Genomic DNA, 12,982 nt, shown 5'->3' on the forward strand with positions numbered 1-12,982 from the left:
TTCTTCGGTGACCGGTCGTCGACGGGTGGTTCGGTGGGGGTCGTCCGGCTCGGCGGGGAGCCGGACGCGGGTCGGGAAGTCGTGCGGTTGGCCGGGTCTACTTGCGGGCGGGCAGCGTGCGGGAGCGGCCGCGGTAGGTGGCAATGATGTCGTCGCCGCGGGTGACGGTGACGTCGTAGATGCCCGAGCGGCCCTGCTTGATGACCTCATGGCCGCGAGCGACGAGCTCGTCACCGAGGTACGTGGGTTTGAGGAAGTCGATGTCGCCGCCGGAGGCGACCGTGATCGATCCGGGATAGTTGCAGGCCATCGCGAAGGTCGTGTCGGCGAAGAGGAAGATGTAGCCGCCGTGGGTGATGGCGTGGCCGTTGGTCATGATCTCGGTGACCGTCATCGAGCACTGCGCCCACCCGGGTCCGTGGTCATCGACGGTGATGCCCAAGTGCTGGGAAGCTCGGTCATTGGCGAACATCGCGGCCGCACCGGTGAGCTCGGGTGAGGACGTCGTGGTCTCTGGGGCCGGGGTGGCCGCCTCGGTGGGGGAGAAGCCGTTCGGTGTCTCCGACTCCGCGGTTGTCGTATCGTGGGCGGGCTGTCCCATGCTCGGCTCCTCCTCGAGTCGCGGGTTCGGGCGCCGGTGCACGAGGAGCGCCTGCGCCGCTGTGTGTGGACGACGGTGAGAGTTCCCCGTGATCCCGGACGGTCAGCCCGTCGGAGAATAAACGACCATCTGGTCAATAAATATCGTGCCGATCGTCTTCGGTGTCAAGTCCCGGGGTGGTTCGGCCTGCGAATTGCGCACGCATCGTCAAGCCCGGGCGGGAATAGGTCGCCATCGGATGGCTGCCGAGAAATATAGGTCTCTATCGGACATTTTCCGGCGCCGAAAGTATCCGACGCTGACCTGAATTCGGCGGGCGCCGCTGAGCAGAGGGGCGACTCGGCGACGCGGCGGGGCTGAGCGGCTCCGTTGCGGGTGGCATTGCGCCCGGGCGAGGGGTGTGCGACACTGGTGGAAACAATACAGAACAAATGGTCAGTAAATGGATGCCCTGGGCCAGAGGTCTGACGATGGTCGGACCGATTCGAGGTCGGCAGCCGCTGACCGAGGCAGGTCCTGACAAGGGCACATCCAAGGGCGGAGTGGTCATGACAACTCAAGTGAACGACAACCGGTTCGACGAGACGCAGCTGCAGGAGCAGTTCGACGCCACGATCGAGGCCAAGGATCGGATCGAACCCCGGGACTGGATGCCCGAGGCCTACCGTAAGACGCTCATCCGCCAGGTCGCGCAGCACGCGCACTCGGAGATCATCGGCATGCAGCCCGAAGGCAACTGGATCTCCCGCGCACCCTCCCTGCGGCGCAAGGCGATCCTGCTGGCGAAGGTCCAGGACGAAGCCGGACACGGCCTCTACCTCTACTCGGCCGCCGAAACCCTGGGCGCCACACGCAACGAGCTCACCGAGAAGCTCGTCGCCGGCAAACAGAAGTACTCCTCGATCTTCAACTACCCGACCCTGTCCTACACCGATGTCGGCACGATCGGCTGGCTCGTCGACGGGGCGGCCATCTGCAACCAGGTGCCGCTGTGCCGGACCTCCTTCGGCCCCTACGGCCGCGCGATGATCCGCATCTGCAAAGAAGAGTCCTTCCACCAACGCCAGGGCTACGAACTGCTCATGACGATGATGCGCGGCACCGACGCCCAGCGCGAGATGGTCCAGGAATCCGTCAACCGCTTCTGGTGGCCGGCACTGATGATGTTCGGCCCGCCCGACGAGAACTCCCCGAACACCGAACAGTCGATGATCTGGGGCATCAAGACCCACACGAACGACGAGCTGCGCCAGAAGTTCGTCGATATGTCCGTCCCGCAGGCCGAAGCCCTCGGCGTGACGTTCCCCGACGAGAACCTCAAGTGGAACGAAGAACGCGGACACTACGACTTCTCCACCCCGAACTGGGACGAGTTCTGGGCCGTCGTCAAGGGCGACGGACCCTGCAACGAACAGCGCCTGACCCACCGCAAGCGCGCCTGGGACGAAGGGGCGTGGGTACGCGAAGCCGCGCTCGCCTTCGCCGAGAACCAGACCGCCGAGGCGGCGGCCGACGAGACTCCCGCCGCCGGCGTCGACACCACCACGCCTGAGGAGGCAGCGAAATGACCGAGACCAACCCCGGCCCCACCTCGGCGAAGGACAATTCGACTGCGGGCTCGACCCGCGGAGAATGGCCGCTGTACGAGGTCTTCGTGCGCGGCAAGCGCGGACTCAACCACGTCCACGTCGGATCCCTGCACGCCGCCGACGACCAGATGGCCGTCCATCACGCCCGCGACGTCTACACCCGACGCAACGAAGGCGTGAGCATCTGGGTCGTCCGCGCCTCCGACATCACGGCCTCAAGCCCGGACGAGAAGGACCCGATGTTCGCCCCCAGCGGCGACAAGGTCTACCGCCACCCGACCTTCTACGACATCCCCGCCGATGTCCCCCATATGTGAGAAGGGGCGAGAGATGACTGCGAACAACGAACCCACCATCCACGTCGAACACGACGAAGCCGGCACGAACGTCGACCACGGCGACCACGACAACGCGTACTCCGGACTGCTCGTCAACGACGCGAACTGGGCCTTCGGCACCGACTTCGAAGACCCCCTGGCCGGCGTCGACACGACCGTGCCCGACGGCGTCGATCCCGAGGACCTCGGCGCGTACTGCCTCATGCTCGGCGATGACGCGCTCGTCTTCAGCCAGCGGATCTCCGAATGGTGCTCGAACGCCCCGGACCTCGAAGAGGACATCGCGCTGGCGAACATCGCCCTCGACCTCCTCGGTCAGGCGCGTCTCCTGCTCGCCCGCGCCGCAGCCGCCGATCCGCAGCTCGTGCCCGAACTGCCCGCCGGTTCCCCGGTGCCCGATGAGGACCGGCTCGCGTACTTCCGCAACGACCTGGGCTTCCGCAATGTCCGCCTGGCCGAGGTTCCCAACGGCGACTTCGCCGAGGCGGTCGCGAAGATCCTCATCTACTCCACCTGGCGCCTGTCGATCTTCGAACGCCTCTCGAGCAGCCGCGACACCGTGCTCTCAGCCATCGCGGCCAAGGGCATCAAGGAGATGTCCTACCACCGCGACTTCGCCGGACGCTGGGTCGTGACCCTGGCCCGCGGGACTGAGGAATCGCGATCCCGCCTGGTCGCCGCACTGAACGGCCTGTGGCCGCTGTGGTCCGAACTCTTCGAGACCCACCCGGTCGAGACTGCCGTGGCCGAAGCCGGAATCGGCGTCGACCCCGCGACGGTGGCCGACGAGGCATCCGTCATCCTCGACCAGGTGTTCGCCGCGGCCGGAATCGACCGGCCCGAACGCGGCGGTCTGGCCGGAGTCGGCGTCCACGGTGGCAAGGGCCGCGACGGACTCCACACCGAGGCCCTGTCGAAGCTGCTCGCCGAGATGCAGGTCGTCGCCCGCGAGCACCCGGAGGGGCAGTGGTGACCGCCATGCTCGAGACCTACCCGACCGACACCGGCACCCGCCCGGAAGGCATCACCGACGCCGAGGCGATCGACCGTGCCTGGGCCGCAGCCGAACGCGTGACCGACCCCGAGATGCCGATGCTCACCCTCCTCGACCTCGGCGTGCTGCGCGACGTCACGATCGAGAACGGCCACGTCGTCACCACCATCACCCCCACCTATTCGGGCTGCCCGGCGATGGCGACGATGCGCGATGACCTGCAGCGCGAACTCCTCGAGGCCGGATTCCCCGACGCCGAGGTGCGCGTGTCCCTGACACCCGCCTGGACGAGCGACTGGATCACCGAACGCGGCAGACAGGCACTCAAGGACGCCGGAATCTCCCCACCCGGAACCGCCCCCGTCCGCACGGGCCCCGTGGCGCTGACCCTCATGCCCACCCGCCGCGCCGTGACCTGCGTGCTGTGCGGATCGGACAACGTCCGCCTGTCCTCCGAGTTCGGCGCAACCGCGTGCAAGGCGATGTACCAGTGCAACGACTGCCTCGAACCGTTCGACCATGTGAAGGAGATCTGATGACTCAGACGATCGATCAGACCGCCGAGGCGGCCCCCGCCACCGAGCCTGCCGACGGATTCTCCCGGTCGGCTTTCTACCCGCTGACCGTGAAGTCCGTCGATCACCTCACCGAGGATTCGGCCGCTGTGACCTTCGATGTGCCGGCCGAATACAGCGAACTCTTCGACTTCGCTGCCGGACAGTCCCTGACACTGCGCCGCATCATCGACGGTGCCGAGCACCGCCGCACCTACTCGATCTGCGCCCCGGCCGGAACCGCCCCGCGCATCGGTGTGCGCGAAGTCCCCGAAGGACTCTTCTCTCTGTGGCTGGTGGGCGAGGTCCGTCCCGGCGACGTCATCGAGGTGCAGCCTCCCTCGGGCAGCTTCCGCGCCGATGCCTCCGTCGGCGGCCGGCACCTGTGCATCGCCGCAGGCTCGGGAATCACCCCGATGCTCTCCATCGCCTCGACCGTCCTGTCGAACCCCGACGTCTCGGTGACTCTGCTCTACGGCAACCGGCACACGAACACCGTGATGTTCGCCGAGGAGCTCGCCGACCTCAAGGACGCCCGCAACCAGCAGCTCGACCTCGTCCACGTGCTCTCCCGCGAACCCCGCGATGTCGAGCTCTTCTCCGGCCGCCTCGACGAGGAGAAGCTGCGGGACCTGCTCACCGCCATCGTCCCGATCGGCAGCATGGACCATGTGTGGCTGTGCGGACCCTTCGGCATGCTCGAAGACGCCCGCAAGGTGCTCGCCGAATTCGACGTGCCGAAGGAGAGGATCCACTTCGAACTCTTCTACGTCGACGAACCGCCGCCGGAGGTCGTCCACGCGGACAAGGTCGTCGAGGGTGCCACCAGCGACGTCACCGTCATCCTCGACGGCAAACGCTCCACCTCGGCGATGTCGCAGGGCAAGACCATCCTCGACTCCGCACAGGAATCCCGGTCCGATCTGCCGTTCGCCTGCAAGGGCGGGGTGTGCGGAACCTGCCGCGCGAAGATCTGCGGCGGTGAGGTCAACATGGTCCGCAACTACGCTCTCGAGGACGCCGAGGTCGAGGCGAACTTCGTCCTCACCTGCCAGACGTTCCCCGTCAGCGACGAAGTCACCGTCGACTTCGACTCGTAAGCGGCCCGAACCCAACCGGGCGCCAGCCCGCACACCAACGGGTGCAAGCCCGTACCATGTCACCTACCCGAACTCGTCAGCGAGGAGACCCATGCCCGAGGCATTCATTCTGGACGGACTGCGCACCCCCATCGGACGCTACGGGGGTGCACTGGCCGACCAGCGGCCCGACGACCTCGTGGCTGCCACGATGAAGACCGTCGTCGAGCGCGCGGGCATCGACCCGACCGATATCGACGAGGTCATCCTCGGCTCGGCGAACCAGGCCGGTGAGGACAACCGGAACATCGCCCGCATGGCCGTGCTCCTGGCCGGACTGCCCGAATCCGTGCCCGGGTTCACCGTCAACCGTCTGTGCGCCTCGGGAATGACCGCGATCACGACGGCCCGGGCGATGATCGCCGCCGGAGACGCCGATGTGGTCGTGGCCGGCGGTGTCGAATCGATGACCCGCGCCCCGTGGGTGAGCGAGAAGCCCTCGCGTGCGTGGCCGAAGCCGGGTCGGACCTGGGACACCTCCATCGGCTGGCGGTTCACGAACCCCGCCTTCGGTGAGGACGTGACCCTGTCGATGCCGCAGACGGCCGAACGCGTCGCCGAGAAGTGGCAGCTCACCCGTGAGGCTCTCGACGAATTCGCCTTCCAGTCGCATCAGAAGGCGCTGGCCGCGCAGAAGGCCGGCAGCTTCGAGCGTGAGATCCTGCCCGTCGGCGAGGTCACCGCCGATGAGGGTCCGCGCGATTCGACGCTGGAGAAGCTCGGCAAGCTGCGTCCCATCCACGGACCCGGCGGAGTCATCACCGCCGGAAACTCCTCGTCGCTCAACGACGGCGCCGCCGTCGTCGTGCTCGTGTCCGAGGACTATGCGAACAAGCACGGTCTGAGCCCGCGCGCCCGGGTCGTCGCCGGTGCCAATGCCGGTGTGTCCCCGGAGATCATGGGCATCGGACCCGTCCCGGCGACCCGCAAGGTGCTCGAACGCACCGGCTGGAGCGTTGATGACCTCGAGGCCGTCGAACTCAATGAGGCCTTCGCCTCCCAGTCGCTGGCGTGCATGGGCGACCTCGGGCTCGACCCGGAGACCGTCAACGGATTCGGCGGAGCGATCGCTCTGGGCCACCCGCTGGGCTGCTCCGGGACCCGCATCACCCTGACACTGCTCAACCGTCTGGAACAGGCCGGGGCGACGAAGGGACTGGCGACCATGTGCGTGGGCGTCGGCCAGGGTTCGGCGCTGCTGTTGGAGCGCGTGTGAGCGATTCCGCCTCCCCACTGCTCATCGAACGCCACTCCGACCGGACGATCATCCGACTCAACCGACCCGAGGTCCGCAACGCCATCGACCAATCGATGGTCGATGCCCTCCACGCCGTGTGCGCCGAACTCGAGGCCGAACCGAAGGTTGCGATCCTCACCGGCACATCCGGAGTCTTCGCCGCCGGGGCCGACATCTCGCAGCTGCGCAATCGGCGTCGCGATGATGCCCTGGCCGGGATCAACTCGAAGATCTTCTCCCGCATCCAGGAACTGCCGATGCCGGTCATCGCCCTGATCGAGGGATTCGCGCTGGGCGGCGGCGCCGAGCTCGCCTTCGCCGCGGACTTCCGCATCGGCACCCCGTCGACGAAGATCGGCAACCCGGAGACCGGTCTGGGCATCCTCGCCGCAGCCGGAGCCGCGTGGCGCCTGCGCGAACTCGTCGGCGAACCCCGCGCCAAGGAGATCCTCCTGGCCGGACGGACCCTGCAGGCCGATGAAGCCAAGGCCATCGGTCTGCTCAATGACGTCGTCGACCCCGAGGACCTCGAACTCGCCGGTCAGGCGCTGGCCGATCGGATCGCGAGCTTCGCACCCCTGGCCGTGCGCCTGAGCAAGTCGGCGTTCCACGCCCCGAGAGAGGCGCATCCGCTCATCGACAATGTGGCCCAGGCGGTCCTGTTCGAAACAGACGAGAAGTTCGCCCGCATGGACGCGTTCCTGTCCAAACGCGAGGCCAAGAAGGCGAAGAAGGCCGCCGAACAGGCGGCGAAGGAAGGCGACAACACATGAGCGACACCACAGACACCCCCACCGAGGCAGTCGATACCACCGCCCGCGTCCCCGACGTCGTCGGCGTCTTCGGCGGCGGACGGATGGGTGCGGGAATCGCGCATGCCTTCGCCACCGCCGGAGCCCGCGTCATCGTCATCGAGAACACCGACGACACCGTGGCCGCCGCCAGGCAGCGCATCGACGCATCTACGAGTAAGTCGGCGTCCAAAGGCATCGAGGTGCCCGGAACCGTCATCGTCGACCGCGATCCGACCCTGCTCGACGAGGCCCTCCTCGTCGTCGAAGCCGTGCCCGAGATCGTCGAACTCAAACAGGAGGTGCTCGCGACCATCGCGAAGCACGCTCCCGCCGCGAGCATCGGGACGAACACCTCGGCGCTGTCGATCGACGAGCTCGCCGCGGCCCTGCCGCGCCCGCAGGCGCTCATCGGGCTGCACTTCTTCAACCCGGTGCCCGTGTCCGAACTCGTCGAGGTCGTCGTCGGCACCCACACCGATCCGAAACTCGTCGACGTCGCCAAGGACTGGGTGACGGGACTGGGGAAGACGGCGATCACGGTGAAGGACTCGCCCGGATTCGCCTCCTCCCGCCTCGGCGTGGCTCTCGCTCTGGAGGCGATGCGGATGGTCGAAGACGGCGTCGCCAGTGCCGAAGACATCGACCGGGCCATGACTCTGGGCTACCGGCATCCGGTCGGGCCGCTGAGGACGACGGACATCGTCGGGCTCGATGTGCGCCTCGGCATCGCCGAGCACCTCGCCGAAGAGATCGGCGAGCGTTTCACACCCCCGCAGATACTGAAGGACAAGGTCGCCGCCGGTGAACTCGGCCGCAAGTCCGGGCAGGGTTTCTACACCTGGTGACATCCCCGCAATACGGACACGCAAAGGAGCATCCATGACCGAGATCCAGCTGAAGAACCGCGGCCCGATCGCCGAGATCGTCCTCGACGGACCCGAGTCCCGCAACGCCCTCGACGCGGACAACCTCCGCGATATCGCCGCCGCCGTGGCCAAGGTCGCCGAGGCGGTCCCGAACGTGCGCGTGCTCGTCATCCGCGGGGAGGGCAAGGTCTTCTGCTCCGGCCGTGACATCGCGAACGTCGACGTCGAGACCGACGATGCCCACGCCTTCCTCGCCGAGATCTTCGCCCCCGTCTTCCAGGCGATCCGGGCGCTGCCGATCCCTGTGATCGCGCAGGTCCAGGGGGCGGCACTCGGGCTCGGGTACGGAGTGGCCGCGGCCGCCGACATCATCGTCGCCGCCGAGGACGCGAAGTTCGGATCCCCGTTCGCCGCGATCGGTGCGATGCTCGATTCCGGTGCCCACCATGTGTTCCTCGACCGGGTCGGCTACCACCGGACCATGGACCTCATCATCACCGGAGACTTCATGACCGGCGCCGAGGCGGCCGCCACCGGGATCGTCTCCCGTGCGGTCCCAGCAGCGGAACTGACCGACTTCGTCGAATCGAAGCTGGAGAAGATCGTCACCGGACCGGCCGAGGCCTTCGCCCTGGAGAAGGGCTTCGTCCAGAAGCTCGCCGACGAACGCCCGAACCTCGCCGAGGTGCTGGCCCAAGAGGCGGCCCTGCAGGAATCGGCGCGGCAGACCCCGGACTATGCCGAAGGGTTCAGGGCCTTCCAGGAGAGGCGGAAGCCGAACTTCGGCTAGGTCTCAGGACGTTCAGGCGGCTCTGCCTGTGCCTGCTCAGCATCGCGCGTGCGCTTCCAGCGGCGCATCGTGATGATCGTCAGCGTGATGACCAGTGCCCAGGAGATGCCCACGGCGATGCCGTTGAGGATGCTCGGGTTCCCGATGAACGCCCCGACGGCGACGAGTGAGAGCTGGCCCGGCAGGGACGAGATGACGGTGGCGGAGAGGAAGGTGCGGTTGTCGATGCCGAGTGCTCCGCTGCCGTAGTTGACCGGCCAGTAGGGGAATCCGGGCATGAGGCGCAGGGTGCACACCGCGTAGAACCCACCGCCGGTGAGCCGGGATTCGACCGATTCGGCGTGTGAGCCGAGCAGCCGCAGCACGGTGTCCCGGCCCAGTGCCCGGGCGATCCAGTAGCCGATCCAGCAGCCCCCGACGACTCCGACCATCGACAGGATGGTGCCGAACGGCAGGCCGTAGATGAGGCCTCCCGCTGTGGCCATGATCGTCACGGGGATCGGGGTGGCTGCGACGCCCATGTAGATGAGGACGAAGACGGCGAAGCCCCAGAATCCGGCGGCTGCGATATCGTCCTGCAGCACATCGACCGACGGCAGGCGGACGTTGAAGACCGCCCACACTCCTGCCAGCAGGGCGAGAGCGAGGGCGATATTGCGCAGGATCGTCGGCCAGTCGAGGCGCCCCCGGCCCAGCCGGGGGCGGGGCGACCGCTCTGCGGGCGAGGCGTCTTCGTGTCCGGGCATGGCCCGATCTTACGTCTCGCCCGCGGCGGTCGGGCAATCTCCTCGTCAGGCCGCGGGGCCCTCGGTCAGGGTCACCTCGGCGGTGTGGGTCTGACCGTCGGCGTCCGTCCACGTCACGGACACGGTGTCTCCGGGCTTGTGCTCGGCGATGGCCTCGGACAACGAGTTGCCGTCGGTGACCTGGGTCGAGCCGATCTTCGTGATCGTGTCGCCGGCGGTCAGTCCCGCCTCGGCGGCCGGAGTGTCCTCGTAGACACCTGCGACGGCGGCACCCGCGGTCTGCGACGATGCGCCCGACTGGCCGTTCGGACTGCCGTCTCCCGGCTGGATGGACTGGCTGCCCTGACCTGACTGGCCCGACTGTCCGCTCTGTGAATCCTGCTGGACCCCGATGCCGAGGAACGCCGGATATCCGAGCGTGTTCGTGGCCGTCTGCTGTCCGTCGATGATCGATTCGGCGGTCGTCAGCGCCGACTCGATGGGAATGGCGTAGCCGGTGACCACAGCACTGCCGGAGGAGGCCGCGGTGTTCATGCCGACGACCTCGCCTTCGTCATCGAGCAGCGCACCGCCGGAATCCCCGGAGACGATATCGGCCTGGACTTGGATCATGTCATCGAGCGTCTCCGAATCCTCGGTGCCCTGCGCGGTGGTGGTGACCGAAGCGCCGAGGTCGGTGACGGAGCCGTCGGCGGCCTGCAGCACTCCGCCGCCCTCGGAGTTGCCGACGGCGGTGACGTCGTCGCCGACCGAGACGGAGTCGTCGTCGATCGTCGCCGTCTGCAGGTCCGAGGCGTCCTTGAGCTTGAGCACGGCCACGTCCTTCGTCGAATCCGAACCGACGACGGAAGCCTCGTAGGTCTTGCCGGTTGTGGCGACAGTGACGGAGATCTTCGTCGAATCGGCGATGACGTGGTTGTTCGTCAGCACGAGACCGTCCTTGCTCAGCACCATGCCGGTGCCGGCCGCCTCGGCGTTCTCATAGCCGAGCTGGGTGTCGATGAGGACGACGCCGGTCGACTCCTTCGCACTCGCCGGGCTGGCCTCCTGCTGGGACGAACCGTCGCTGCCCTGCCCGGTGTCAGGCGACTGCGAGCCGCCGCCGGGAGTGGTGCCTCCGGAGTATCCGCCCTGGCTGCCTCCCCGGCCGCCGCTGCCTCCCCGGCCGGGGTCGGTCGGCTGCCCGGTGAAGGGGATGGCCGACTGGGTGGTCCCGGCCGCGATCGTGTGAGTGTGTGCCGCAGCGGCAGCCGACAGGCCCGCGGCCGATCCGATGCTCAGCGCCAGCGCCGCTGCCGCTCCGGTGACGGCCAGGGCGAGTCGACGCCTGCGGGGGCGGGATCGGGTGACGGATGCCGCCGTCGTCCTGGTGCCGAACGCGTTGTCACCGTTGTGCCCAGCGCCGGTCGCCGTGTGTGCTGACGTCGTGCGCCTCGACTCGTTCATGGTCGTGCCTTTCTCTGCTGAGGAGGAGTTCCTGATGACTCCTATTCAGCACCCGCACGCTGTGGCTGGGCTGTGGCGCGGCTGAGGCGAGGCTTCGATTCTGTGGGTCGAGTGCTGAGAACGGTGGGTTCGCGGCTGCGTCAGGGCCGCCTCGGCGAGGGGTTCAGCCGGTGAAGATCGCGACGGCCTTGATCACGGTCAGGGACAGGCCCCAGAGGAGACCGCCGACCACGACGACGGTGAGGACGGAGCCGACGGACTTGTAGGCGCCGCCGACCGGCGACTGCGGTGAGCCGGAGTCGGGGACGTGGGCGACGGGAGTCGAATCATTCATGATCGTGGTCCTTCCTTCAGTTCTCTTCGAGGGCGGCGGCCTGCTTGGCCTTGACGTCCTCTTCGCGTTCGAAGTGCTTCTCGCTGACCGGGCGGATGAGGGCATTGGCGATGAAGCCGATGACCAGCGCGCCGACCATGATGAACATTCCCGGAGTGTAGAGCGCGGGGCCTTCCTTCCCTGCTGCTTCTCCCGCCTCGACGACGGAGTTGACGATGAGCGGGCCGGCGACACCGGCTGCCGACCAGGCGGTGAGCAGGGCGCCGTGGATGGCTCCGACCTGGTAAACGCCGAAGAGGTCCTTGAGGTAGGCGGGCACGGTGGCGAATCCGCCGCCGTAGAAGGAGATGATGACCAGTGTGGCCAGCACGAAGAGGATGAGCGAATCGCCGCCGAAGAGCGCGACGAGGAGGTAGAGGATCGCTCCGACGCCGAGGTAGAGCATGTAGTTGTTCTTCCGCCCGAGGTAGTCCGACGTCGTCGACCAGATGAATCGTCCGCCCATGTTGCCGATGGAGAGCAGGCCGACGAAGCCGGCGGCCGCGGCGGCGGTGATGCCGAAGTAGGACTGGATCATCGGGGCGGCGTTCTCGAGGATGCCGATGCCCGCGGTGACGTTGAGGAAGAGGACGGCCCACAGCAGCCAGAACTGCGGTGTGCGGATGGCGTTGCGGACGGAGACGTTGCCCTTCGTCTGCATCGGCTTCGCCTTGACCTGTGACGGGTCGAAGCCCTTCGGGGACCACTCGGGGTGGGGGACGCGGATGACGAACGCGCCGGCGGCGATGACTACGGCGTAGACGATGCCGAGGGTGACGAAGGTCGGGGTCAGGCCCGCGACGAGGTCTTCGGGATCGGCGCCGCCGCCGTAGAGGGCCATGAGCTGGTTTGACATCGGGCTGGCGATGAGCGCTCCGCCGCCGAAGCCCATGATGGCCAGTCCCGTGGCCAGTCCGGGGCGGTCCGGGAACCATTTCATCAGGGTCGAGACCGGGGAGATGTAGCCGATGCCCAGACCGATTCCGCCGATGACGCCGTAGCCGAGGTAGACCAGCCACAGTTGACCGGTCATGATGCCGAGCGAGGCGACGAAGAATCCGACGACCCAGCAGGTACCGGCGGCGACCATCGAGGCGCGTGGACCGTTCTTCTCCACCCAGGGGCCGAAGACGGCCGAGGAGATGCCGAGCATGAGGATCGCGATCGAGAAGATCCAGCCGATCGAGACCTCACCGGTGTCGAAGTGGGACATGAACGGGATCTTGAAGACGCTGAATGCGTAGACCTGGCCGATGCACAGGTGGATGGCCAGAGCGGCCGGTGGGATCAGCCACCGGTTGAAGTTCTTCGGCGCGACGATCGCCGAGCGCGTGAGAATGGAAGCCACGGGAAGTCCCTTTCTGCAGAGAAACTCGTGTCACCGTCGACAGCGGTCAGCGGACGGCACGTGCGGCCGGCGGTCGGTTGACCGACCGGAGAGTCCACCTCAGGGTAAGTTCCACACACGGAAAATGCGAGGAACACTCAGCTGTTTCTTGAGAAAAGGCGGCAGTT

The 12,982-nt window shown here is 67.3% G+C and carries 14 protein-coding genes; 9 read left to right on the forward strand and 5 right to left on the reverse strand.

The features are described from left to right. Positions 1–97 precede the first annotated feature (97 nt). Positions 98–601 (reverse strand): hydroxyphenylacetyl-CoA thioesterase PaaI, encoded by a 504-nt coding sequence (gene paaI / locus QYM46_RS00660; RefSeq protein WP_432790308.1) that lies wholly within the window; start codon positions 599–601, stop codon positions 98–100. Between the two features lie 548 nt (positions 602–1,149). Here paaI and paaA point away from each other — a divergent pair. From paaA to QYM46_RS00705, 9 genes are all read left to right on the forward strand, one after another. After that, positions 1,150–2,169 (forward strand): 1,2-phenylacetyl-CoA epoxidase subunit PaaA, encoded by a 1,020-nt coding sequence (gene paaA, locus QYM46_RS00665; protein WP_432790309.1) that lies wholly within the window; start codon positions 1,150–1,152, stop codon positions 2,167–2,169. After that, a complete protein-coding gene (paaB, locus tag QYM46_RS00670) occupies positions 2,166–2,507 on the forward strand; it encodes a 1,2-phenylacetyl-CoA epoxidase subunit PaaB (RefSeq protein ID WP_169250907.1) in 342 nt (113 codons plus the stop codon). Before paaA ends, paaB begins: the two co-directional genes overlap by 4 nt. Before the next feature lie 13 nt (positions 2,508–2,520). Then, positions 2,521–3,501, forward strand: a complete 981-nt coding sequence (gene paaC, locus QYM46_RS00675; RefSeq protein ID WP_432790310.1) for a 1,2-phenylacetyl-CoA epoxidase subunit PaaC — start codon at positions 2,521–2,523, stop codon at positions 3,499–3,501. A 5-nt stretch (positions 3,502–3,506) separates the two neighbouring features. Next, complete coding sequence (paaD, locus tag QYM46_RS00680; RefSeq protein ID WP_169253706.1) at positions 3,507–4,058, forward strand: 1,2-phenylacetyl-CoA epoxidase subunit PaaD; 552 nt, start codon at positions 3,507–3,509, stop codon at positions 4,056–4,058. Further along, on the forward strand, positions 4,058–5,176 hold the full coding sequence (gene paaE / locus QYM46_RS00685; RefSeq protein ID WP_432790311.1) for a 1,2-phenylacetyl-CoA epoxidase subunit PaaE: 1,119 nt from the start codon (positions 4,058–4,060) through the stop codon (positions 5,174–5,176). The genes paaD and paaE overlap by 1 nt, the downstream gene beginning before the upstream one ends. Positions 5,177–5,267: 91 nt before the next feature. Next, a complete protein-coding gene (locus QYM46_RS00690) occupies positions 5,268–6,431 on the forward strand; it encodes a thiolase family protein (RefSeq protein ID WP_432790312.1) in 1,164 nt (387 codons plus the stop codon). Then, entirely contained in the window at positions 6,428–7,225 is a 798-nt protein-coding gene (locus tag QYM46_RS00695) for an enoyl-CoA hydratase/isomerase family protein (protein ID WP_432790313.1), read from the forward strand. The genes QYM46_RS00690 and QYM46_RS00695 overlap by 4 nt, the downstream gene beginning before the upstream one ends. Next, positions 7,222–8,091, forward strand: a complete 870-nt coding sequence (locus tag QYM46_RS00700; RefSeq protein ID WP_432790314.1) for a 3-hydroxyacyl-CoA dehydrogenase family protein — start codon at positions 7,222–7,224, stop codon at positions 8,089–8,091. Before QYM46_RS00695 ends, QYM46_RS00700 begins: the two co-directional genes overlap by 4 nt. Positions 8,092–8,125: 34 nt before the next feature. Then, a complete protein-coding gene (locus QYM46_RS00705; protein ID WP_432790315.1) occupies positions 8,126–8,902 on the forward strand; it encodes an enoyl-CoA hydratase/isomerase family protein in 777 nt (258 codons plus the stop codon). Here QYM46_RS00705 and QYM46_RS00710 read toward each other — a convergent pair. The 4 genes from QYM46_RS00710 to QYM46_RS00725 all read right to left on the reverse strand — a co-directional run bounded on the left by QYM46_RS00710 (position 8,899) and on the right by QYM46_RS00725 (position 12,815). After that, the gene (locus QYM46_RS00710) at positions 8,899–9,648 is read right to left on the reverse strand and encodes a TVP38/TMEM64 family protein (RefSeq protein ID WP_169250913.1); all 750 of its coding nucleotides are present in this window, start codon (positions 9,646–9,648) and stop codon (positions 8,899–8,901) included. The two genes, QYM46_RS00705 and QYM46_RS00710, sit on opposite strands and share 4 nt — an antisense overlap. 45 nt (positions 9,649–9,693) lie before the next feature. Further along, positions 9,694–11,094: a S1C family serine protease gene (locus tag QYM46_RS00715; RefSeq protein WP_432790316.1), complete on the reverse strand. Its 1,401-nt coding sequence runs from the start codon at positions 11,092–11,094 to the stop codon at positions 9,694–9,696. Between the two features lie 163 nt (positions 11,095–11,257). Further along, on the reverse strand, positions 11,258–11,428 hold the full coding sequence (locus QYM46_RS00720; RefSeq protein WP_155807369.1) for a hypothetical protein: 171 nt from the start codon (positions 11,426–11,428) through the stop codon (positions 11,258–11,260). Between the two features lie 16 nt (positions 11,429–11,444). Continuing rightward, a complete protein-coding gene (locus QYM46_RS00725) occupies positions 11,445–12,815 on the reverse strand; it encodes an L-lactate MFS transporter (protein ID WP_432790317.1) in 1,371 nt (456 codons plus the stop codon). Positions 12,816–12,982: the final 167 nt, after the last annotated feature.

The sequence above is a fragment of the Brevibacterium sp. K11IcPPYGO002 genome (genome assembly GCF_050920635.1).
Classification (GTDB): domain Bacteria; phylum Actinomycetota; class Actinomycetes; order Actinomycetales; family Brevibacteriaceae; genus Brevibacterium.